The following is a 22,206-nucleotide window of genomic DNA, read 5'->3' on the forward strand; positions in this document are numbered from 1 at the left end:
CCGGAGATAAGCGGCTGCTTGGCTTATGTAGGTTTTCTGTTCCGTTGCTACTCAAACCCCTCATATGGCCCTCCCCGTTTTGGAGCGAGCGAAGTGTTTCGGCGATCAACCGGGCGTAGGATCTGATCGTCGCATGGTCCTGATTAGAAAGCCCGTCACGACGTTCCGGTGCATGAAACCTGCGATTGCTGGGACAGGTGTCGCATATTGTCCTGCCGGGTGTCGGATCGTCCTTATTTTTGGGCGCGTTGCGAATCGTCTGGAATTGCAACGACGAAAGAGCACACTGTTCGCCGTCTCATGAGTGATACGGCCATAGACCAGATTCTCGCCGCCCTGGCGGTTGACGTGAAGGAATTCGCGGTGTGCGAATTCGCGTCCGATTCCGCGATCGAGATTCTGCCGTTGGACGAGATCGAGATCCACTTCGTGCTTTCCGGAACCTTGTATCTTACCCTCGCCAGCGATCCAGCTGCCGCATTCGCGCCGGGCAGTGTGGTTTTGGTCCCACCCAACGTTAGACAGGTCATGGGGGGCTCACCAACTGCGTCGCAGTTATTCACGCCAGCAGAAACCTGCAGCACGCGACCCGATGGCTTACTGCTGTTTGACGCAAGGCGCGGCGCACCCGGCACCGTACTGGTCGCGTGCGGACAAATTAAGGCCGATGTGGGGGGCTCCTTCGGACCGTTCGACGGCCTTGAGGTGCCGATCTGCTGCGATCTATCGGGCGATTCGATGGTGCATGTCGCCTTCGGAGAAATCCTTCGCGAGATTAATGTGACCTCGCTGGGGTCAAGAGCGCTTGTCGGATCGCTGATGAAGGCCTGCCTGGTGAAGGCGCTTCGACGCTACGCGGAGCACAACGGTTCGGAACGGGTTCTTCCGGGCCTTTTCGAGCGGCCGTCGCTCGCGCGCGCTCTTGCAACGGTCGTTGAGACGCCGTCGGCAAATCATACCCTGAACGACCTCGCCCGAACCGCGGGAATGAGCAGGTCGAAGTTCGCGAAGGTCTTCGCCGCGACAATCGGATTGCCGCCGATGGAGTTCGTTGCGCGCACCCGCCTTACGAAAGCGCGAGATTTGCTGATGTCGACCGAACTGCCGGTTGCGACGATCGCCGCACAGGTTGGTTTTGCAAGTCGAAGCCACTTTAGCCGCGCGTTCCGAAACACCTTTGGCGTCGATCCGAGCCGCATGCGCCGCGATAATCCGATCAAGGAACTGGCCGATGCGTGAGCGTTGCACTGTGGCGACCGGTGGCATGAAAGGGCTGTATCACTCGGTACCGCCAAATATGGGGAGACCTGTAACCGGATCGCGATCTGCGTCGAAACACGCTTCGTGCGGTACCCGACTCCCCAGGCGCGTCCGAGGCATGAAGCTGAAGTCATCAGCCTCAGGGTGGCGGGGTCGATGAGGATTGCCGAAAATGAGTGGGGCCGCCTGATGGCCGCAGCCCAGGAGGGGCAGGCCGCGGCATACCGGCAGTTGCTTGATGAACTCCGCCGGTGGCTTAATCGCTTTTATGCACGGCGGCTACCGCCAGCATTTGTCGAAGACGCAGTGCAGGATACACTCATCGCGATTCATGAGAAGCGGCACACATATGATCCGGAACGCCCCTTCAAACCCTGGCTGATCGCAGTAGCCCGCTACAAGTGGATCGATCGTTTGCGGGCGATGGGACGATCGGCGACCGAGGAACTCCCCGAGGAGATAGCCGTAGGGGATCATGAGAGCGCGGTGACGAGTTCGGTGGTCCTCGGGGAACTACTCGGCGAGCTCAAGCCGGCCCAGGCCGAAGCGATCCGGCTTGTAAAGATCGAAGGATATTCGGTCGAGGAAGCGTCGGCAAAGACCGGGCAGTCAGGGTCGCTCATCAAGGTGAATATCCACCGGGGACTGGCGCGTCTAGCGGCCATGGTTCAGAAGCAGGCCGATGTCGAATGAATCGTTAATCGAGACGCTGGTTGGAGAATTACGGCCCGTCCGGCGCCGGAATCCGCTCCGGCAAGGGGCTTGTTTGTTTGGCCTTGCCGCGATCGAACTCGCCGCGTTTCTGGCGCTAGGCACGATGCGTCCGGACATCGGTGCGGCAATGAGCGTTACCGCGTTCTGGTGGAAGCTGGGTTCGCTCGCCATCCTGGCAATCACAGGCACGTTCGTGGCGATCCAGTCGTTCGAGCCTTCGGCATCGCCACGCCGGGGGCTGCGTCTTTGGGCCACGCTCGCTGTCGTTACTTTGCTTCTCGGGTGGGTTATCGACCTCAGCAGCGCGGGCCTGCAGGTACTGCTTGACCGGCTAAGTTGGCAGATGGGCGTCGAGTGTCTCGCGACGATGACGGCTCTCTCAATACCTCCGTTGATCGCCTTGGGGATCCTCATGCGGTCGGGCGCTCCAACCGATGGATCGGGGAGCGCTTTGGCAGCCGGCGCCGGAGCAGCGACATGGGGTGCATTCGTGTTCGCATTTCACTGCCCCAGCGACGATCCGTTCTATATCGTCGTGTGGTATTGCTTGGGCTGCGCTATCGTTGTCGGCCTTGCTCGGTTGATATTGCCGCGGGTTGCCCGCTGGTAACATCCGGAGCGGTCTATTTGCCAGAAACTGGGCCGGAAGGTAGCGGGCCAGTTTGAATTTCCGCCAGAGGCGGGCCATCACCATCGACCTGATGGGAAGGACCGGGTTTGGTGGATTCCGCCCAGACCGGTTTTGGCGACACAAGGGCCTACGGCGGGCCGTCCGGCCCGGCTGCGCCCGCCGACGGCTCGCGACCTGACCAGGACGTTCATCTGTGCCGGCGCGAACGTCTCGGTCTGACAAGCGCGATCGTCGCCGCGCCGCGAAGCTGCCGGTTGGATAGCGCCCACTCGTTGCGGTTTCGGGGCGTCCGGTGGGTGCCAGAAACCGGGCTTATCCGCCTATGCGATCGACGTCAGGACATCGAGAAAGGCGCGGATCTTGGAACTCGACAGGCGGCGAGAGTTTTGGAGTGCCCAGATTTCAACCTTCGGTCCGTCGTCGACTCCCCAAGCGACCAGCCTGCCCGTAGCGATGTTCTGCGTCACCAACAGTTTCGGCATGAGGGCCACGCCCGCGCCCGCGAGCACCGCATCCTGCACCATCAGGAAGGAAGAGAATCGCAACCGCATCTGCGGGCAGAACTCGCGCACACCCTGGTCAGTCCTGATCCGCCAGACCGCGTCGGCGGACGTAGCAATATGCCCTACCGCAGCTACTGCGAAGTCGGCGCCTGCTTGATCAATCAGGAATGCGTTTGGCACCTCTGGCGATGCTACCAAAAGGCGTTCATCTTCGAGGATCCGTCTCCCGACCAGACGCTCGTCAGGATCCGGGTTGATGCGGATTACCAGATCGTAATTGTCCTCGACCGGATCGACCTTGCGATCTTCTGCGACGATCTCGAGCGCGACGTGCGGATAGGCCTGAACAAAATCGGCGGCGACGCGCGGCAGCATGACATGCGCGAACACGATCGGGGCGCTGATCCGGAGCGTCCCGCGTGGCACGGACGCGCCCGAGGAGACCGCCTGCTCGGCCTCGCCGATCTCGGCGAGCGGGCCTTGGGTGCGGTCGTGCAGCGCGCGTCCCTCCGGCGTGAGGCGCAGCGCCCGCGAGCCGCGGTCGATCAATCGAACGCCCAGATAGGCTTCCAACTCGGCGACCTTGCGCGACAGCGTTGCCTTGGGGCGCTGCGCCGCCCGACTGGCGAGACCGAAGCCGCCATGCAAGGCGACAAGGTTGAAGTCAGCAAGAGCCGCGAGGTCCATAGGATGTTCCATTATCGAGACGATATGTCCCGATCATGCCATCTTCTTCGCTCATTCGGAACGTCTATCTTGCATCCAGTGACAACGAGGTCGTCTCGACGATCAAGGAGATACGACATGACGATATTGGTAACTGGCAGCACTGGCACCATCGGTACGCAGGTGCTGGCATTTCTCGTTGGGTACGGCGCCGAAGTCCAGGCGCTGACCCGCACGCCCGAAAAGGCGCATTTCCCGGCAGGCGTCATCGCCGTGCGAGGCGACCTCTCGGATATCGAGAGCGTACGCGCCGCGCTGCACGGCGTGACCACGCTGTTTCTGCTCGCGCCGAACGTACCCGATGAACTGACACAGGCGATGCTGACGCTCGACGCGGCGCGCGCCGCCGGTGTGAAGGGCGTTGTCTATCTGTCGGTGTTCAAGGGCGAGGACTATGCCGACGTGCCGCACTTTGCGAGCAAGATGACCCTCGAGCGCATGATCCATGCCGCAGGGCTGCCCGTCACGATCCTGCGCCCGGCCTATTTCATCCAGAACGACCTGCGGCAGAAGGACGCGCTCCTGGGCGGCGGAGTCTACGGGATGCCGATCGGCGGAAAGGGCATTTCGATGGTCGATATCCGCGACATCGGCGAGGCGGCCGCGAAGGAACTGCTGCGCCGCGAGCGCGCGGATGCGCCGCTGCCCCAGGAGACCTATGAACTGGTTGGCCCCGATGTGCTCACCGGCACGACGATCTCCGCCCTGTGGAGCGACGTGCTCGGGCGGCCGATCGGCTATGCCGGCAACGATCTGGATGCGCTGGAACAGCGGCTGAAATCTTTTGGGCCGTCGTGGCTCGCCTATGACATGCGGCTGATGATGCGTCGCTATCAGCAGGACGGTGCGATCGCCACGGACGGCGAGATCGCGCGCCTCGCGACCCTGCTCGGTCACGCGCCGCGTTCGTATCGCGATTTCGCCGAAGCTGCCGCCGCCGCGTGGGCGGCAGCCTGAGTCCAGAACGAACCTTCAAGGAGACTTCCCATGGCCCGTATCCTGTCCGTCGGCCAGAGGCCCGAAACGGTCGATTTCTCGGACCCGGCGTTGCCGTCTGGCTTCGACGCCGACAAAATCAACGCCGGCATCGCCGTCGCGGTCGCAAAGATCCGCGAGCGCGGATGACAGGGCGACACCTGCATGATCACGCCCGACGCCGCGGGTGACGCCATGCTAGAGGCGACGCTCCGCGGCGCGGCTTACGATTGTGTGGTTGTTGGGGGCGGCTTGAGGTTGCCGCCCAAGAGCCTCGGCTTGTTCGAGATGGTGGTCAACCTCGTCCACACTGCAGTCGCCTTCAACACGCGGCCCGAAAACACCGCCGAAGCGGCTGCGCGCCAACTCGTGCAGAGCTGAAGGCCAGCGGCCGGGCTGGCTCGTCCCTCAGCCCTTGTCCATCGATCGTCGGGTGCCAGTAGCGTAGTGGGGGCTAAAAGGTCAAAAATGCGCCGCCCGCCAGGTTCGACCTGACGGGCGGTGCGAGGTACATTTCGCTCGAACCAGGGTTCGAGCGATGATCGGCTTCAGCCGGCCTTCGGGGTGAGGCTGCCGCCCTGCGCCGCGCAGGCCTTGGTGGTGAGATCCTTGAAGCCCTGGCCCTTGCAGTCGTTCTGGCCCTTGCAGTCATGGTTGCCCGACTTGCAGTCCGACTGGCCCTTGCACGAATTGACACCGTAGCAGGGCTGCACCTTGGCGGCCTTCGCGCCGGCGGCATGCGCGGGCGCCGTGGTGGCGAGGCCCGACAGGGCGAGCATTGCGGCGGCGGAGGCGATGGCGGCGCCGGTCTTGAAAGTCTTCATTGGTGACTCCTGAAATAGAGTGTGGAGGTTTTGCCGACTGGCACCCGGCATTTCGACCGCGATCGGCGGACGGTTACAGCGGCCGACAAAATCTTCTTGTGCCGCCTGCTGTAACCGACTGCGCAGTTGGAACGGACCCGGTTGCGTGGTCCGCTTTCATCAGCCTCCCGGACCACCGTGCGGCGCCCGCCCATACCGGACGGGTCGCCGCACGCGAGGCTGATCGAAGGAGACTGTCACGATGAAAACCCGTTCCGCTACCGCCGCCGTCAGCGCCCTGCTGCTGGCTTCCCTCACCGCCGGTGTCACGACCGCCGCGCACGCCCAGGCCAGCAAGCCGATGGAGAAGTGCTACGGCGTCGCCAAGGCCGGCAAGAACGACTGCAAGGCCGGCGCTGGCACGACCTGTGCGGGCACCTCGAAGATCGACTATCAGAAGGATGCCTGGAAGCTCGTACCGGCCGGCACCTGCGCCAAGATCAAGACGCCCAAGGGCCTGGGCTCGCTGACGCCCAAGGCCTGAGGATCGCCGTGATGACCATGACTGCAGGCCTGGGCTTCAAGCTCGAGCATCTCGATGAAGCGCTGACGGCGCGAAACCCGGGCCTGTGGTTCGAGGTGCACGCTGAGAACTATATGGTGGACGGCGGGCCGCGGCTCCGCGCGCTCGTCGCTCTTGCCGAGCGTTTTCAGATCTCCCTTCACGGCGTCGGGCTGTCGCTGGCTTCTATCGAGCCGCCATCGGTGGAACATCTGAGCCGCCTTCGCGCCCTCGCGGATCTCATTCGTCCGGCCGCCGTGTCAGATCATCTGGCCTGGCAGAAGTGGGAGGGCGCGCACCATTCCGACTTCCTCCCCTTCCCGCGCACGCGGCAAGCGCTCGACATTACGTCGGGCAATGTTTCGCGGGTTCAGGATGCCCTCGGGCGCGCGATCATGGTCGAGAATCCCTCGCTCTATGTCGACCTGTCCGGTCATGAGATGGACGAAGCGGCGTTCCTGGCCGAACTCGCCCGGCGCACCGGGTGCGGTTTGCTGGTCGATGTGAACAACATCTACGTCAGCGCGTCGAATCTTCGCTTTTCCGCCGAGGCACGGATCGATGCGATACCGGCGGAGATCGTGGGCGAGATCCATCTTGCCGGACATCGGCCCGACCCCGATCGAGAGAGCGGGCTGCTGATCGACAGCCACGACGCGCCGATCGCCGACCCGGTCTGGAGACTCTATGAACGGCTGATCGCACGTATAGGCGCCCGGCCGACGCTCATCGAGCGCGACGACGACATCCCTCCTTTTCCCGAGTTGATGAGTGAGCGCGATCGTGCCCATCGCCTCCTCGTCGAGCGGATGCCTGTCGATGCTTGACGCTGCCGATTTCCAGCAAGCGTTCGGCGCTATGCTGGCTGCTCCGGACACGGTCGCGGATTCTGCTATCCGTCGCGCGCTCACCATCCATCGCAACACCGCGAGCAAGGCGGCGCGTGATGCCTTGTTCGCCAACTTCCCGGTTGTGGCAGCCCTTGTCGGAGAGGACGCCTTTGCGGCGTGCGCGTCTTCCTATGTCGACGCCGTGCCGCCCGCCGAAGCCCGACTCTGCCTTTATGGAGATCGCTTTCCGCGCTTCGTAGACGCATGGGCCGCTTTTGCCGAGGCACCCTATCTCGGCGACGTGGCGTCGGTCGAGAGGCTGGTCGTCGAAGCGCTGTTCGCGGCCGACGCCCACGTACTCGATCCGAGTGCGCTCGCGAGCGGGATGAACCCTGAGGCGCCGCTGCGCTGGCACCCCGCCACACGGACCGCAAAGACGCTGGTTCCAGCGGCCAGTCTGTGGCTGGCGCATCAGCCGGAAGCGAGCGAGGACGCCCTCGAAACCATCATATGGGAACCGGAGCTCATCCTGATCACGCGTCCCGAGGACGCAATCGAGGTCAGGGCAATCGACGTCCCCACCCGCGCATTCCTCGCTGGGGCGACGCTCGCCGACGCCGCGGCGCGTGCCGCCGGCGAAGACGGCGACGTCGCTCAGATTTTTGCTTCTTTGCTCGGGGCGGGAGCCTTCGCCGCCCAAGACCAACAGGGAGAATTGCAATGAACATCTATGCTCGCGCCGGGGCAACGCTCGATCGGTTTTCCGGCTCGGTCCTTCTGCTCGTCGCCCGTCTCGGCGTCGCCGGCGTCTTCTTCATGTCGGGGCGGACCAAGGTCGATGGCATCCTGCACATTACCGACAGCACCTACTCGCTGTTCGAAACCGACTATAAGATTCCGCTGATCCCGCCGTATTACGCCGCGCATCTGGCGACCTATCAGGAGCATCTCTTCCCGATCCTGCTGGTCCTCGGGCTCTTCAACCGTGTAGCGGCTCTCGGTCTCCTCGGCATGACCACCGTGATCGAGGTCTTCGTCTATCCGGACGCGTGGCCGACGCACCTGAGCTGGGCTGGCCTGTTGCTCCCCATCATCTTCCGTGGCGGCGGCAAGTTCTCGCTCGACTATCTGCTGGGTATCGACCCGCCGCGCGGCGAGCAGGTGAAGGACTATGCCGCTTAACGACGGCGACAATCGCGCACCTCTGACCGCCCGGTTCGGCGCGCTGTGCTACGCGGCGTGGGGCGTATTTCATTGCAAGGTCGCGCTCGACATCTGGCGGTTGGGCGCGGCCCAGCGGGATCTGGCTCAAGGCCGTCTCTATCAGCTGGCCGCCTACATGCTGACGATCGCACTCTTTGTGCTGGTTGTCGGCTTGTGGCGAAACTGGCGCAACGATCGGCTCGGCTATTGGCTGAATCTGGTGGTTGCCGGCTGGGCGGATTCGATATGGGTCGCGGTGGTGGTATTGCCGGGTTATGTCGATCCGATCCGCGGGTTTGTGCCGCCAGCGATTTTCCTCGCCGGCGCCTTCCTCACGACGCTTGCCCGGAGAACTTCACCCCGATGACATCTCTCGCGCTGCTCTATGAACATCCACAGTGGCTCATGCCGCTGTTCGCCGAACTCGATCGGCGAGGCATCTCTTTCGAAGCTCTTGGCGCGGATGGTCATATCTTCGACCCTGCCGATCGTTCCGTGCCCGCGCCGCTGATTTTCAATCGGATCGCGATGTCGAGCTTCCTGCGCGAGCCGGACCATCCGATCTTCTATGCCCAGGCGGCAATGGCGCACTGGCGCAACGCTGGCGCGCGCGTGCTCAACGGCGGTGCCATCATGGGGATCGACGCCTCCAAGGCGCGACAACTCTCGCTGATGACGCATCTCGGCCTTTTGGTACCGGAGACACGGATCGTGCATCGCAGGGCTGACCTCGCCGCTGCGGCTGCGACACTTCGGTTTCCGGTCGTGGTGAAGGCCAACATCGGTGGGTCGGGCGCCGGCATCATGCGGTACGAGACCCTGGACCAGCTGGCCGAGATGGCGACCGAAGGCATGGTGCCCGATAGCATCGACCGCGTCTGGCTGGTTCAGGAATATGTACCAGTCCGCGGCGGGCGGATCACCCGGCTGGAAACGATGGCTGGCCGGTTCCTCTACGCGATCGACGTCGATGGCGGCGGAGGGTTTGATCTCTGCCCGGCCGACGCGTGCGTCGCCGCGCCGGGGAAGGCGGCGATTTCCGTTACGGAGGCAAAGCCGAGCCAGGCGCTGATCAACGCGGCCGAGCGGATCTCGGCGGCGGCTGAACTTGATATCGGCGGCATCGAGGTGATGATCGACGATCGCGACGGAACGTCTCGCTTCTACGACATCAACGGCTTCTCGAACTTCGTCGCCAATCCGGTCGACGTGCTCGGTTGGGATCCGCACGAGAGACTGGTCGATTGGCTCGAAACCCTGATCGAAAAGGTGCCCGCATGAGATATGGCTATTGGATGCCGGTGTTCGGCGGCTGGCTGCGCAATGTCCCCGATGAGGGCATGGATGCGAGCTGGGAATATTCTCGCGATCTCGCTGTCAGGGCCGAACGGATCGGCTACGACCTGACCCTGATCGCCGAACTGAATCTCAACGATATCAAGGGTGCCGAGGCACCGACCCTGGATGCCTGGTCAACGGCGGCTGCGATTGCAGCGGTAACACGCACCCAGGAGATCATGGTCGCGGTTCGGCCAAACTTCCACCAGCCTGCCTTGTTCGCCAAGGCCGCCGCCAACATCGATCGCATTGCCGGCGGGCGGTTGTCGCTCAATGTGGTCTCGTCCTGGTGGGCGGACGAAGCGAAGCAATATGGTCTGCAATTCGACCAGCACGACGACCGCTACGCGCGCACGTCCGAATGGCTGGAAGTGGTCAAGGGGTTATGGGCCGAGGAGCGTTTCGACTTCAGCGGCCGGTTCTACCAGACCGACGGCGCGATCTGCTCACCCAAGCCTGTCCGCGTACCGATCCTCTATGCGGGCGGCGAAAGCGAGGCCGCGAAGACGATGATCACTCAACAATGCGACGCCTATGTCATGCACGGCGATCCTGTCGAGGTCGTCCGGCCGAAAATCGCGGACATACGGGCGCGGCGCGAGGCCGCAGGCGGTTCGCCAATGACCTTTGGTATGGCGGCCTATGCGATCGTCCGCGACAGCGAGGCCGAGGCAAGGCGGGAATTGGACAGGATTCTCGACGTTAAGGATATGCCTGCCGGATATTCGAACTTCGATCAATGGCTATCGGGGACTCAGCTCGAGCGGGAGATGAAGATCCGGGAATATTCGGTTTCGAACCGCGGTTTGCGCCCCAATCTCGTCGGCACACCCGAGCAATTGCGGGAGCGAATCGCGGAATATGAAGCGGCGGGTCTTGATCTTCTGCTTTTGCAGATGAGCCCGCAGAGGGAAGAGATGGAACGCTTCGCGTCGCAGGTAATCCGGGCCCGCGTCCAAGAGCTTGCACCCGCCTGACGTTCTATCGCCACATTCCGTGAAACGAGCTCGCCTGATCGTGACCATGGTATAGGCTTCGCGTCTAACGACGACAGGAATGAGGCGCGGGGCCGGCCGAACGACCGGCATCACTGATATGCCCGAGCCTCGCACCCACCTAGCCGAAGGTGAAGCTGAACGCCTGCACGCCCGGGTCGAGGAACTCGATCTCGAATACATGGTCGGCGACGGGCCCACCCTGCCGCACGAGTTGGTACAGTCGCACGTCGGTGACAATCCCCTCACCCGCCGCATTGACGTCCGAGCCGTGATTGTCCGCGGGCTGCTTGCCGTCGATCGTGACGCGATATCGCACCGGACGACCATTTGTGGTCCCGAGCACGAGATGCAGGTCGCGGGCATGGAAACGATAGGCGATGCGACCGCCCGCATTCGCCAGTGCGGCGCTCTGCGGCCCCACGGTCCAGTTGCCTGACAGGCCCCAGTCGTTGAGCGCGAGCGTGCCGAAGGAATAGCTCTTCAGCTTATCCTCGCTGACGTTGCCCGACGCGAACCGCTCGCCTCGCGCGTAGCCAATGTAGGTCTCGGGCGAGCGCACATCCTGGGCAGCAGCCGCGGCTTCGACGCCGGCGCCTTCCACCTTGACCGTGCCGCTCGCGGTGAAGCCCGGATGTGCCTCGGCCAATAGTCGTTGGATGATGCGTTCGGAACCGGCATAGTCGCCTTCGCCGAAATGATGGTGCCGGATGCGCCCTTGCGCGTCGATGAAGTAATGCGCTGGCCAGTAATGATTGTCGAAGGCTCGCCAGATCGCATAATTGTTGTCGACGGCGACCGGATAGGTGATGCCGAGATCACCCAGAGCCTTCCTGACGTTTGCGGTGTCGCGCTCGAAAGCGAATTCCGGCGTGTGAACGCCAATCACCACGAGGCCCTGGTCACGATATTTCTCCGCCCATGCCCGGACATAGGGTAGGGAGCGCAGGCAGTTGATGCAGGAATAGGTCCAGAAGTCGACCAGAACGACCTTGCCCTTGAGCGCCTTTGCATCGAGCGGCTGCGAATTCAGCCAGGTCACGGCCCCCGAAAGTGGGGGCAACGTTCCCTCCACCGCGAGGGTCTCGTCGTTCTGCTCCGCCGGGCGGCTCATCCCAAAGCGATCGAGGAGGCGTTGCTCGACCGAGTTGGTACCGGCAAGCGAGACGCGCGACAGAAAGCCGGTGTCCGCGCCCAGCGCGATCGCAACGACCGCCAACAGGACCACACCGCCGGCGGCGCGGCGGATCCATTCGCCGACCCCGAGCGAACGCTTCATGGCCTTGAACAGACCGCCGCCCACCAGCAGCGCCAGCCCGAGCGACGTGGCGGCGCCGGCGGCATAAGCGAGCAACAGCAGGGTCGTGGTCGCGCTCGGTCCCTGCAGTGCCGCACCGGTGAGGACGAGACCAAGGATCGGACCGGCGCATGGCGCCCAGAGCAGGCCGGTCGCTATCCCGAGAAGTACCGACGGAATAATCCCGGTCGCATCCCCGGCGCCCTGGGACAGCCGGTTCCCTATTTGGACGATCGGCCGCGTCAGCCGGTCGGCCAACGCGGGAAACAGCAGCGTCACGCCAAAGCCCGCGAGAAGCAGGAGTGCGACACCGCGGCCATATTGGTTTGCGGTGACGATCCAGCCGCCACCGAGCGCTGCGAGCGAGGCGACGATCGCGAACATGAGCGCCATCCCGACCAGCATCGGCAGGCCGTTGGTGAGAAACGGTCGTCCGGCACGGGCAAATACGAAAGGCAGGACGGGCAGGATGCAGGGACTGATGATCGTCAGCGCGCCGCCGAGATAGGCGAGGAGAACAAGAAACATGCCGAGGAGCCGACCTATTGGAGGAGAGGAACTGTACGATATCCGTTCGCGGATGGAGAGCGGTTACAGGCTGTCGCGAACGGCCAAGCCGTCGCCACCAGGATTGTAACGGCCAGGAGCCGTCGAGCGAACCCGAACGAGACTTCTTGGCGGGTGCGCAGGTTATGGGTGAAGCGGTGGTTGAATTAGCCCCTGCCCGTCCCGATGATCAGCGCCATGCCTCGGCTCGCGATGGATATTACGGGAGATGACAATGAGCGACGGCGCCGACAACCTGCCTTGCGGATATGTGCCACCGAAGATCTGGACATGGGACAAGGCGAACGGCGGCCAGTTCGCCAGCATCAACCGCCCCGTTTCGGGGTCAACCCACGAACAGGCCCTGCCCGTGGGCGAACACCCTTTGCAGCTCTACTCACTCGGCACGCCAAACGGACAGAAGGTCACGATCATGCTCGAGGAGCTGCTCGCGATGGGTCATGCCGGTGCTGAATATGATGCGTGGCTCATCAAGATCGGCGACGGCGACCAGTTCGGCAGTGGGTTCGTCGACATCAACCCGAACTCCAAAATCCCGGCATTGATGGACCATTCCACGAACCCGCCGACCCGGTTGTTCGAGAGCGGGTCGATTCTCTTCTACCTCGCCGAAAAGTTCGGCGCCTTCTTGCCCACCGAGCACTACAAGCGGGCCGAGACGATGAACTGGCTGATGTGGCAGATGGGGTCGGCACCGTTCGTTGGCGGCGGCTTCGGCCATTTCTATGCCTACGCACCTCTCAAGATCGAATATGCGATCGATCGCTACGCGATGGAGACGAAGCGGCAGCTTCACGTGCTCGACACCCATCTGGCGACCCGTGAGTTTGTCATCGGCGACGAATATACGATCGCGGATATCGCGATCTGGCCGTGGTACGGCGCGATCATGACCAGCGCCTACAGCGCCCAGGAATTTCTGAATGTCGCAGAGTACGAGCATCTCGCACGCTGGGTCGAGCAAATCGCCAGTCGACCAGCGGTCAAGAGAGGGCGGCGGGTGAACACCACCTTCGGCCCTCCTGAAGCGCAGCTGCCTGAGCGCCACAAAGCAGGTGATTTCGCCGCCTGATGTTCCTCGGCGGATCAGCGATCGAGCGGTCGTCCCCCCTGTCGATTCCCCGCAGCTCGCCCGGCGTCCGATAGTCGCTGGCCGGATGTCACGGAAGCATTTCGGCTCTCCACCAAAGCGGGCTTGAAGATGGCAATGTAACCAGCGCCGAGCCTCACCCGAACTGAAGGCTATGACCAAGCGCAGTGCCGGTACCACGTGCGCTCGCCTGATCGCCTGCTTTCGGGAGTATAAGATGATCGATCCGTTGGTGCGTGACGATGTTCGGGGGTTCCTGTCCTTCCTGGAGGGACTCCCGGGTCCGAAGCTCAACGAACTCTCCCCCGGCGAGGCCAGAGTCCTCGCTCAGTCCGTCTACAGCCAGGTCGAGGTCGAAATCGGAACGGTGCAGACCCTGTCCGATCTGGAGATCGATACCCCGGGCGGTCATCTGTTGCGGGCGCGGCTCTTTGATGCACGTACAGAGCGGGTCCCATCACCCGTGCTGGTCTTTTTTCATGGCGGAGGCTGGGTCGTCGGCGGTCTGGATGCCTATGCGCCGCTGTGCGCGGAAGTCGCACGGGCGCTCATGGTGCCGGTCGTATCGGTCGAATACAGGCTTGCGCCCGAGCACCCTTGGCCGGCAGCGGCCGACGATGCCGAAGCCGCGGCGCGCTGGCTGGCCTCTGCCTCCTCGGAACTCGGCTTCGAAGCGACCGGGCTTGTCCTTGCAGGCGAGAGCGCAGGCGGCAACCTGGCGATCATCACGACGATCGCATTGCGCGATCGTCCGGCGGCGGTTCCCGTCGTGGCGCATTGGGCGATCTGTCCGGTGACCGATCTCGTCACGCCTTATGCGTCGGCGGATCAATTCGGACAGGGCTATTTCTTGACCTCGGGCATGCTCGCCTGGTTCAGCGCCTGCTACCGCCCCGATCCCCAGAATTGGCGTGCCTCGCCCATCGTGGCCGCGTTTGCGGGGATGCCGGCCGCGGTCGTGACGACGGCGAGCCTCGATCCAGTGCGCGACCAGGGACGGGCCTATGCCAGCGCGCTCGTCGAAGCGGGCGTGCCGGTCGCCTTCCACGAAGCACAGGGCAATATCCACGGCTTCACGTCGTTCCGGCGCGCGATACCGTCATCGCAGGCAGACCTTGAGGTCGCTCTCGATGCTCTGGCAAATCTGCTGGCACGCCGGCGCATCGGGTAGCGTCCCCCAGCTTTGTAATGGCCTTCGGCAGCGAACCGTCAGGAACATGCGCGTTGACGTCTATGCGTGTAGACGTTACATCTATGCGTGTAGACGGAGATTCGAGCATGTCCGAAAGGATCACGGAGGCCGAGCAGGTCGTATTGGAGGCTCTGTGGGATAGCGCGCCGGCAACGGCCGCGCAGATTACGGAGCGCGTCTATCCCAAGCGTCAGTGGAACGGGCAGACGGTGAAGACAATCCTCGCGCGGCTGATCCACAAAGGCGCGATCGAGGCGGAAGCGGACGGACGGCGCTTCCTCTATCGACCGCTGATCGATCGTGCGGCGTTGGTTGAAACCGAAGCACAGCATCTCCTCGATCGCCTTTTCGACGGGAAGGCCGCTCCGCTCGTCGCGCATCTCGTCAGGCGGGCCGAACTCAGCGCGAAGGATGCCGAAGATATCGAGCATCTGCTGCAGGCGCTCAAGCGATGAGCGCGTGGTTGGCAACGTCGCTTGCGGCGTCCAGCGTTCTGATGCTCGTGGTCCTGATGCTGCGGAATGTCGTGCGGAGCCGTTTCGGTGCGCGGGCCGCCTACTTCTTGTGGGTGCTTCCGCTGGCCCGGATGCTGACGCCCCCTCTGCCCGGAGCGGCGATGCCAGCCCGGCCGACAATCGATGCGTTGCCGCTCTGGACCGGATCCGCGCTCGATGTTGCCGGGTTCGGACCAGCGGCTCCGGCAAACCCCGCGATGGCCAGTCATTCACCCGGTTTGGCGAGTTTGCTGCTGCTCTGCTGGGCTACCGGTGCCGTGCTGTTCCTGCTCCGGCAGCTGGCCTGCTATCATCGCTTTCTCGGTGTGGCCCAAGGCGGCGCCCGGGAGTTCACGCGTGCAAGAGGCATCTCGGTGTTGTTGAGCACGACGGTACCTGGCGCCTGTTCGACCGGCCTGCTCCGGCGGCGTATTTTCCTGCCTGCCGATCTGACGGTATCGTTTACGCGCGAACAGGTCCGCCTCGTGCTGGCGCACGAAACGGCGCATCATGTGCGACGCGACATATGGGCTAACACCGTCGCATTGCTGATCGTCGCGGTCCATTGGTTCAATCCCCTTGCGCATCTGGCCTATCGGGCGTTCCGCACCGATCAGGAACTGGCCTGCGACGAGACCGTGCTGGCGCACGAAAGCGAGGATGCGTTGCATCCCTATGGGCTGGCACTGGTCCGGGCGGCGACCAATGCTCCACACACGGCCGCGTGCCTGCTGGGATCGGTGGACCATGTCAAAATGCGCCTGTCGCAGATGGCCCGGCCGATGGTGCCCCTCCCCGCGCGCATGACGGGATTGGGCGTGACACTTGCCCTGACCGTCGCCGGCGTGGCGCTCACCGCCTCGACGTTCGCCGCGGAACCGAGCCCGGCGATACCAGCCCTCTTCCCACGGGCAGCTATCGCGCCGACGGCTGTAAGCGTCCCGGCGCCAGAACTCCGTCAGCCGGCTCCTTCTCCGCTGGTCGGCCGCGCAACAGCACGAATGCAGTCCGTCGACGCCGCCGCCGCACCACAAGTCGACAGGGAAGTAGGGAAAATCCTGGCCACGGGACGGGAAACCTTGCGTGCCGCGTGCGGCATCCATAGCCGGATCGAAAACATAGACGCGCCCGGCGTGGACATCGGACCAGGTTCCGGTCTCGCCTATCGTTGCGAAGCCCCCGACGCCATGCGGGCCACATCGCAACGGCTGAAGAATGATGCCGTGAGCCGGATTACCGCGCTGAACCTGAGCGCCGCCGAGAAGACGCGGACTCTGGCGATGATCGAAAGCGGCTTTACCCGGATAGAACAGGACTTCCTGCCCGAAGCAACCGGCTGACCTTCGTCCGGCCCCCGTCGGGGTCTGGATACCGTTCCATCGTGAAAGGATATGAATTGCGCTTTGCAATCATGCCGCTGCTCGCCCTGAGCACGGCACTCCCGCTCCACGCCCAAACCCCGCCCGGCAACAGCGCTCCGCGACTGACGGCGATCGTCGATCCAATCCCGGCGGCCGCCGACAGAAATTTCGAAGGGGTCATCACGCTCGACGTCGATGCATCGCTTATCACGCGTGGGATCGTCGAAGTACAGGAACGCGTGCCCGTCACGAGACCCGGCCCGATCTACCTCCTCTACCCCAAATGGATTCCTGGCGACCATCGCCCATCCGGGTCCATCGACCGGCTCGCGGGCCTCCAGATCACCGCCAACGGAAAGAAGCTCGGCTGGCGTCGCGATACCGTCGATGCGTCTGCGTTCCGGGTGGATGTGCCGGCGGGTGTCACCGTGCTGACCATCGAGTTCCAGTACCTCTCGGCACCGTCGAGCCTGTTCACGCCGCAGATGCTCAGATGGTCTTCCCTTCTCCTCTATCCGGCAGGCTATTTCGTCCGGGACATCGCCGTGCAGGCGGCACTGCGCTTGCCAGACGGCTGGACCGGCGCGAGCGCTCTTTCGAGCGGACCGATCGGTTCAACGGCGTCCTTCGATACCGTACCGCTCGACACGCTGGTCGACAGTCCCGTCCTCACCGGCCGACACATCAAGAGCCTGGATCTCGGCGCCAACGTGTCGCTTGCTGCGGCCGGCGAGAAGGAAGAGCAGCTCACCGTTTCGCCGAAGCAGCTGGAGGGACTTCGATCACTGGTCGAACAGGCGGATCGACTGTTCGGCGCCCGCCACTTCGATCGGTATGCATTCCTCGTCAGCATATCGGCGCGCAACGGCGGCACGGGTGTCGAGCATCATCGCAGCTCCGAGAACTATGAGGATGACGCTTTCTTCACGTCGCCGGACGAAAACCCCGACGCGCAGACGATCCTCCCACACGAATATGCGCATAGCTGGAACGGTAAGTTCAGAAGGCCTGCGGATCTCTGGACGCCGGACTATCGCACACCGATGCAGGATGACCTGCTCTGGGTCTATGAGGGGCAGACCAGCTTCTGGGAATCGGTGCTGGCCGCGCGCTCGGGGCTTCTGTCGCGAGAGATGATACTCGGTCGGTTCGCGTCTCTCGCAGCCACCTACATGGAAGCGCAACCGGGCAGCCGTTGGCGATCTCTCCAGGACACGACGGCCGAGCCTCTCATCTTCCGTGGCTCCAGCCCGTCGCCCAGCTGGCAGCGGGATTTCGATTTCTACACGGAAGCGGCGCTACTCTGGCTCGACGTGGACCAACTCATTCGTGAGCAGAGCGCCGGGAAACGCTCGCTCGACGATTTTGCCCGTGCCTTTTTCGGTCCGAGAGACGGCGATTGGGGCGAAGTGACCTATGATTTCGATGATGTCGTCGCCGCGCTCAACGCGGTCGCGCGCCATGACTGGGGCAGCTTTCTTCGCCGGCATCTCGAGCAGACCGATGGGACTGCACCCGTCGACTGGATCGACCGGGGAGGATATCGTCTCGTCTGGCGCGATCGGCCGAACTCCTATGACCTGGCTGTCGACAAGGCCGATGGCATTACCGACTATACCCACTCGATCGGATTGACGCTCGGCGCCGGCAACAAGGTCGCATCCGTGCTTTGGGACGGGCCAGCCTTCAAGGCAGGCTTGTCACCGCGAACGACGTTGGTTTCCGTCAATGGAGTGCCATACAGCATACAGGTGCTGGAGGATGCGATCCGCAGCGCCGCGTCGACGAGGCAGCCGATTGTCCTGGGAGCGAAGGACGAAGACGGCGAACACGACTTCTCGATCGAGTGGACCGGCGGCCTGCGTTACCCGTGGCTTGAAAAGGCGGTGAAGGGGATAGCACCGCTTGACCGGACGCTATCACCCCTACCCCGCTGACTTCGCGCCCCGGTCGACCAGCCGGTGGGCGGGTTGCCCACCGTCCGCCGATCAGTTGCGGCCAGCCATCACGCCGCCATCGACGTCGTGGATAGCGCCCGTCGTCCAGCTCGCTTTGTCGGAGAGCAGGAAGGCGACATGCTCGGCGACGTCTTCGGCACGGCCGACGCGGCCGATCGGGTGGAAGGCGTCGAACGCGCCCGTCAGGGTTTCCTCGATCTGCGCGGGATCGATGAACGCGGCATAGATCGGGGTCACCACCACGGCCGGGGCAACGGCATTGACGCGGATATTCTTGTCCGAGAGTTCCATCGCGAGGTGCTGGGTGAAGGCGTGGAGCCCCGCCTTCGCCATGGAGTAGGCCGAGGACGGCGTCGCTTTGACCGCCTGGCGTGCCCACATCGAGCCGATGTTGACGATTGCGCCGCGGCCGTTCGCGGCCATATTGCGGGCGACCGCCTGGGTGATGAAGAATATCGCCCGATTGATGCCGGCATAGACATCATAGTCACCAGCCTCATGGTCCAGAAACGGCTTTGGGAGGAAGTAGCCAGCGGCGTTTACGAGTTTGACGATCGCGCGGGTCTCGACCGCGATGTGGGCGATCAGCCGCTCGACCGCCTTAGGGTTGTGGAGGTCCGCAGCGAAGACCTCCGTTTTACCCCCGGCCAGCTCGATCTCGTGGCGGGCAGCCTCGAGCTTCCCCGGATCGCGCGCCACAAGCACGACGGTCAGGCCTTGGGCCGCAAGGAGCTTGGCAGTCGCCAGTCCCATCCCGCTCGAGCCGCCTACGACATAGGCCAACCGGACAACGTTATTCGCAGCCATGATTTCAACTCCATACGTCTATCTAACGTTAGATAGACGTATGCGATCTTGCTCATGGACGGTCAATTATCTATCTAACGTTAGATAGAGGAAAACTGTTATGCGAGAAACTATACTTGACGTGACCGAACGGCGCGTCCGCCTGGCAGGCTATAATGGCTTCAGTTTCCGCGATGTCGCAGCCGACGCCGGCATCAAGAGCTCGAGCGTTCACTACCACTTCCCGGGGAAGGAGTTGCTCGTCGACGCGATCGCCGAACGCTATACAGAGCGCGCCCGGGAATGGCTTGGCGACCAGGCTGAGGGGAGCGCCGACGCGGCCGTCGAGCGGGTCGCCGCCCTTTTCCTCAAAGCCAATGAAACCGACGACCTGATGTGTTTGTGCGGGCTCCTGGGCGCGGAGAGCGGTGGTCTTCCGCCCGTTCTGCGCCCGCGAGTCTCCGCGTTCTTCACGCTGCTGATTGACTGGCTCGATACCGCGCTGACGGAAAGCGGCACGCGCCTCACGGCGCGCGAGGTCGTAGCCCAGCTCGAGGGAGGATTGATGATGAGCCGTACGCTGGAGGACCCGGCGCTCTTGCGGGATCTCGTGGCACGGCTCTCCGAGCGCGCCAAAGACTGATCGCGCCTCTTCCGGTCACTCGCGCACCATCACACTTCCCTCGTCTGCCGATGCGGCTGCAACAGGGGCGTCAGTGCCAGCATGACCGCGGCGACGCCGGCCAACATGCAGAGGGGTAGCGCGAAACTTCCGGTCGCATCGCGCAATACCCCAACCGAAAACGGTCCGCTCGCGGCGATCAGGTACCCGATCGTCAGAACGAACGCGTTCCAGGCATTGGCTTCCTCAGGTTCGTGAGTGTTGTCGAGCGGAAGGGTCATGCCCAGCGTGAAGGCACCGCCGAGACCGATCGCGAGGACCGGGACGGCAAGGAAGGGGAAACGGGTGGGTGCGGCCGCCAGGAGGACGAAACCGGCAAACGCCAGAATCCCCGACAGTGCAAGAAGGAGTCGGCGATCCTCGTTACGACTGAGCGCGCCGAATACCGGGTTCGCCAGGGTGAAGGCGACGGTGAAGCTCGCCAGCACGAGACCAGAGCTGGTCGCACCGAACCCGTCTTCCCGGAACAGGGGAGCCAGCCAGGTGATGCAGGCGTAGAATAGGAAATTCTGGCAGGCGAAGAATAGCGCCACGAGCCATGCCGTCCGATTGCCGACAGGCAGGGGAAATCGCTTCGACGACGTCCGCGACAAGCGCTCGGGTCGATCGTGCCGTGCCACGAAGAACCACGCCGAGAGTGCGACGATACCGAGTACGCTCCAAAGTCCGGATGCCACCCTCCATCCGCCCGTCGTCGCGGCGATCGGTCCCGTTATGGCGGCGGAGACGGTGCTGCCCAGGGATAAAGCGGTGGCATAGATCCCCATGGCGAAGGCGGCACGGGCCGGAAAGCTTGCCTTGATGAATCCGGCGATGAGGGCCCCGGCGACGGCGATCCCCGCGCCGACGCCCGCTGTCGCCAGGAGCAGCCAGGCGGTCGAGGGCGCAAAGGCCCGCCCGAGCGTCGCAGCGAACAGCAGCGCCAGAGCCCCGAGGATGACCCGGTCGCGTCCCAGGCGACGCGCAAGCCAGGGAGTTGGAAGCGCCAACGCACCCATCAGCAGGTCGGGGATCGCTGTGAGAAGGGACGCGATCGTGTGGGAAAGCCCGAATTCCTCGCGGATCAACGGTAATATGGGCCCGGTCGAAACGATGCCTGGCCGCAGGTCTATGGCGACCAGGACGATGCAGGTCATCGCGATCGGGAATGCGATATCCATTCCCGCACGGTCAGCGGCAACCGAAAGCGGCGAGGTTTGGGGGATCGGCGCCGCCTGGAGCAGCGAGGCTCTCACCGGACGTGTGGGCTTGGACCGGATCGACATCGCTCGTCCCGCTCTTCACTTCTTGGCCGGCTTGCGGAAGCGCAGCGTCATCCGATCGCTCTCGCCGATCGCGTCATAATGCGCGCGCTGCTCGGCCGTCAGCGCCGGGCGATTGGGCAAGACACTCAGGCGCCCCGGGGGCAGGGTCCAGACGCCGAAGGGATAGTCCTTGGTATCAGCGGGGTTCGCGTTCAGTTCCGAGGTCGCCTCGAGTTCGAAGCCCGCCTTGCGAACGGTCGCGACCACCACGGACGTGGGCACATAGCCGGTGAAGGGTTCGCCGGTCAGTCTGGGATTGATCTGAGGGTCGGCGCGATGCTCCTCGACGGCCAGAATGCCGCCCGGTTTCAGCGCCCGGTAGATGTCGCGCAGGACCTTGTCGGCATAGCCATCATGGATCCAGTTGTGGATCTCGCGCGTGCTGAAGACGATATCGACGCTGTTGGGCGGAAGCTTCAATCCGCCCCCGCTGAACTCCGCATAGCGCACCTTACCGTATCGAGCCGCGTTGGGCGGTGTGGCGCCCGGCTTCGCACCCGGCAGATTGGGGTCGGAAAGATCCGCACCCCAGGGGTTCGAAGGTACCGCTACACCAGCGATATAGGTGCCGCCGGTCTGGGCAAGATAGGGCGCGATGATCTCCGCATAATATCCACCCTCGGGCTGGATATCGAGGACGGTCTGGCCCGGCTTCAGCCCCCAGAAGGTCAGGCTCTCGACCGGTCGGCGATACTGGTCGCGCGCCTTATCCTTGGCGCTTCGGTCGGGCGCGGCGACGGTTGCGACCAGCATCGCATCTGGGCTCGTCGACTGACCGGCCACGGTCGCGACCGGAGGGAAAGCCAGGGCGCAGGCGACCGGTATGAGCAGGGGAACGAGGCGCATATGCGAATCCTTTCGAAGCATCGGCGCCGAAGGCTCTCGCCCCCTGCCGCTTGTCCCGGATCATCGAGCAGCCGCGGCGGGATGATAAT

25 protein-coding genes are annotated in these 22,206 nt (G+C 63.6%); 19 read left to right on the plus strand and 6 right to left on the minus strand.

Features of this window, described 5'->3' with window-relative positions:
• Positions 1-300 precede the first annotated feature (300 nt).
• The 3 genes from NTCA1_RS24190 (at position 301) to NTCA1_RS24200 (ending at position 2,584) form a co-directional block, all read left to right on the plus strand.
• Positions 301-1,239: an AraC family transcriptional regulator gene (locus tag NTCA1_RS24190; RefSeq protein WP_159832030.1), complete on the plus strand. Its 939-nt coding sequence runs from the start codon at positions 301-303 to the stop codon at positions 1,237-1,239.
• Between the two features lie 177 nt (positions 1,240-1,416).
• Entirely contained in the window at positions 1,417-1,953 is a 537-nt protein-coding gene (locus NTCA1_RS24195; RefSeq protein ID WP_159832031.1) for a sigma-70 family RNA polymerase sigma factor, read from the plus strand.
• Entirely contained in the window at positions 1,943-2,584 is a 642-nt protein-coding gene (locus NTCA1_RS24200) for an NrsF family protein (RefSeq protein ID WP_159832032.1), read from the plus strand. Before NTCA1_RS24195 ends, NTCA1_RS24200 begins: the two co-directional genes overlap by 11 nt.
• A 341-nt stretch (positions 2,585-2,925) precedes the next feature.
• Here the strand turns inward: NTCA1_RS24200 and NTCA1_RS24205 are convergent, their stop codons facing one another.
• Entirely contained in the window at positions 2,926-3,795 is an 870-nt protein-coding gene (locus NTCA1_RS24205; protein WP_159832033.1) for a LysR family transcriptional regulator, read from the minus strand.
• A 117-nt stretch (positions 3,796-3,912) separates the two neighbouring features.
• On the opposite strand from NTCA1_RS24205, the gene NTCA1_RS24210 reads away from it, so the two are divergent.
• The 3 genes from NTCA1_RS24210 to NTCA1_RS28560 are packed head-to-tail and all read left to right on the plus strand — an operon-like array spanning position 3,913 to position 5,190.
• On the plus strand, positions 3,913-4,791 hold the full coding sequence (locus tag NTCA1_RS24210) for an SDR family oxidoreductase (protein ID WP_159832034.1): 879 nt from the start codon (positions 3,913-3,915) through the stop codon (positions 4,789-4,791).
• 30 nt (positions 4,792-4,821) lie between these two features.
• Entirely contained in the window at positions 4,822-4,959 is a 138-nt protein-coding gene (locus NTCA1_RS28555; RefSeq protein ID WP_201282586.1) for a hypothetical protein, read from the plus strand.
• A 15-nt stretch (positions 4,960-4,974) separates the two neighbouring features.
• Positions 4,975-5,190, plus strand: coding sequence for a hypothetical protein (locus NTCA1_RS28560; protein ID WP_201282587.1), 216 nt, complete (start codon positions 4,975-4,977; stop codon positions 5,188-5,190).
• 167 nt (positions 5,191-5,357) lie between these two features.
• Here NTCA1_RS28560 and NTCA1_RS24220 read toward each other — a convergent pair whose 3' ends face one another.
• Complete coding sequence (locus tag NTCA1_RS24220) at positions 5,358-5,633, minus strand: hypothetical protein (protein ID WP_159832035.1); 276 nt, start codon at positions 5,631-5,633, stop codon at positions 5,358-5,360.
• Positions 5,634-5,874: 241 nt separating this feature from the next.
• Between NTCA1_RS24220 and NTCA1_RS24225 the strand changes: the two genes are divergently transcribed.
• From NTCA1_RS24225 to NTCA1_RS24255, 7 genes are read left to right on the plus strand one after another with little or no spacing between them, the layout of a single operon-like run.
• Entirely contained in the window at positions 5,875-6,156 is a 282-nt protein-coding gene (locus NTCA1_RS24225) for a DUF2282 domain-containing protein (protein ID WP_159832036.1), read from the plus strand.
• Positions 6,157-6,167: 11 nt separating this feature from the next.
• Positions 6,168-7,001, plus strand: coding sequence for a DUF692 domain-containing protein (locus NTCA1_RS24230; RefSeq protein ID WP_159832037.1), 834 nt, complete (start codon positions 6,168-6,170; stop codon positions 6,999-7,001).
• Positions 6,994-7,728 (plus strand): DNA-binding domain-containing protein, encoded by a 735-nt coding sequence (locus NTCA1_RS24235; RefSeq protein WP_159832038.1) that lies wholly within the window; start codon positions 6,994-6,996, stop codon positions 7,726-7,728. The genes NTCA1_RS24230 and NTCA1_RS24235 overlap by 8 nt, the downstream gene beginning before the upstream one ends.
• The gene (locus tag NTCA1_RS24240; protein ID WP_159832039.1) at positions 7,725-8,186 is read left to right on the plus strand and encodes a DoxX family protein; all 462 of its coding nucleotides are present in this window, start codon (positions 7,725-7,727) and stop codon (positions 8,184-8,186) included. The genes NTCA1_RS24235 and NTCA1_RS24240 overlap by 4 nt, the downstream gene beginning before the upstream one ends.
• Positions 8,176-8,574 (plus strand): hypothetical protein, encoded by a 399-nt coding sequence (locus NTCA1_RS24245; RefSeq protein ID WP_159832040.1) that lies wholly within the window; start codon positions 8,176-8,178, stop codon positions 8,572-8,574. The genes NTCA1_RS24240 and NTCA1_RS24245 overlap by 11 nt, the downstream gene beginning before the upstream one ends.
• A 38-nt stretch (positions 8,575-8,612) precedes the next feature.
• Complete coding sequence (locus NTCA1_RS24250; protein WP_236549547.1) at positions 8,613-9,488, plus strand: RimK family alpha-L-glutamate ligase; 876 nt, start codon at positions 8,613-8,615, stop codon at positions 9,486-9,488.
• 14 nt (positions 9,489-9,502) lie between these two features.
• Positions 9,503-10,522 (plus strand): LLM class flavin-dependent oxidoreductase, encoded by a 1,020-nt coding sequence (locus tag NTCA1_RS24255; RefSeq protein ID WP_236549548.1) that lies wholly within the window; start codon positions 9,503-9,505, stop codon positions 10,520-10,522.
• 139 nt (positions 10,523-10,661) lie between these two features.
• Here NTCA1_RS24255 and NTCA1_RS24260 read toward each other — a convergent pair whose 3' ends face one another.
• On the minus strand, positions 10,662-12,365 hold the full coding sequence (locus NTCA1_RS24260) for a cytochrome c biogenesis protein DipZ (RefSeq protein WP_159832042.1): 1,704 nt from the start codon (positions 12,363-12,365) through the stop codon (positions 10,662-10,664).
• A gap of 247 nt (positions 12,366-12,612) precedes the next feature.
• On the opposite strand from NTCA1_RS24260, the gene yghU reads away from it, so the two are divergent.
• The 5 genes from yghU (at position 12,613) to NTCA1_RS24285 (ending at position 18,478) form a co-directional block, all read left to right on the plus strand.
• Positions 12,613-13,476, plus strand: a complete 864-nt coding sequence (gene yghU, locus NTCA1_RS24265; RefSeq protein ID WP_159832043.1) for a glutathione-dependent disulfide-bond oxidoreductase — start codon at positions 12,613-12,615, stop codon at positions 13,474-13,476.
• A 235-nt stretch (positions 13,477-13,711) separates the two neighbouring features.
• Positions 13,712-14,665, plus strand: coding sequence for an alpha/beta hydrolase (locus NTCA1_RS24270; protein WP_159832044.1), 954 nt, complete (start codon positions 13,712-13,714; stop codon positions 14,663-14,665).
• 107 nt (positions 14,666-14,772) lie between these two features.
• Positions 14,773-15,141, plus strand: coding sequence for a BlaI/MecI/CopY family transcriptional regulator (locus NTCA1_RS24275; RefSeq protein ID WP_159832045.1), 369 nt, complete (start codon positions 14,773-14,775; stop codon positions 15,139-15,141).
• Complete coding sequence (locus tag NTCA1_RS24280) at positions 15,138-16,520, plus strand: M56 family metallopeptidase (RefSeq protein ID WP_159832046.1); 1,383 nt, start codon at positions 15,138-15,140, stop codon at positions 16,518-16,520. Before NTCA1_RS24275 ends, NTCA1_RS24280 begins: the two co-directional genes overlap by 4 nt.
• 56 nt (positions 16,521-16,576) lie before the next feature.
• Complete coding sequence (locus NTCA1_RS24285) at positions 16,577-18,478, plus strand: M61 family metallopeptidase (RefSeq protein WP_159832047.1); 1,902 nt, start codon at positions 16,577-16,579, stop codon at positions 18,476-18,478.
• 51 nt (positions 18,479-18,529) lie between these two features.
• On the opposite strand, the gene NTCA1_RS24290 is transcribed toward NTCA1_RS24285, so the two are convergent.
• Entirely contained in the window at positions 18,530-19,306 is a 777-nt protein-coding gene (locus NTCA1_RS24290; RefSeq protein ID WP_159832048.1) for an SDR family NAD(P)-dependent oxidoreductase, read from the minus strand.
• A gap of 121 nt (positions 19,307-19,427) precedes the next feature.
• On the opposite strand from NTCA1_RS24290, the gene NTCA1_RS24295 reads away from it, so the two are divergent.
• Positions 19,428-19,928, plus strand: a complete 501-nt coding sequence (locus NTCA1_RS24295; RefSeq protein ID WP_201282588.1) for a TetR/AcrR family transcriptional regulator — start codon at positions 19,428-19,430, stop codon at positions 19,926-19,928.
• Between the two features lie 29 nt (positions 19,929-19,957).
• Here the strand turns inward: NTCA1_RS24295 and NTCA1_RS24300 are convergent, their stop codons facing one another.
• Together NTCA1_RS24300 and NTCA1_RS24305 are read right to left on the minus strand one after the other, a co-directional pair.
• On the minus strand, positions 19,958-21,127 hold the full coding sequence (locus NTCA1_RS24300) for a CynX/NimT family MFS transporter (RefSeq protein ID WP_201282589.1): 1,170 nt from the start codon (positions 21,125-21,127) through the stop codon (positions 19,958-19,960).
• Between the two features lie 120 nt (positions 21,128-21,247).
• The gene (locus tag NTCA1_RS24305) at positions 21,248-22,117 is read right to left on the minus strand and encodes a class I SAM-dependent methyltransferase (protein WP_159832050.1); all 870 of its coding nucleotides are present in this window, start codon (positions 22,115-22,117) and stop codon (positions 21,248-21,250) included.
• Positions 22,118-22,206: the final 89 nt, after the last annotated feature.

Origin of the sequence: Novosphingobium sp. TCA1 (assembly GCF_009811895.1) — a bacterium.
GTDB lineage: Bacteria > Pseudomonadota > Alphaproteobacteria > Sphingomonadales > Sphingomonadaceae > Novosphingobium > Novosphingobium panipatense_A.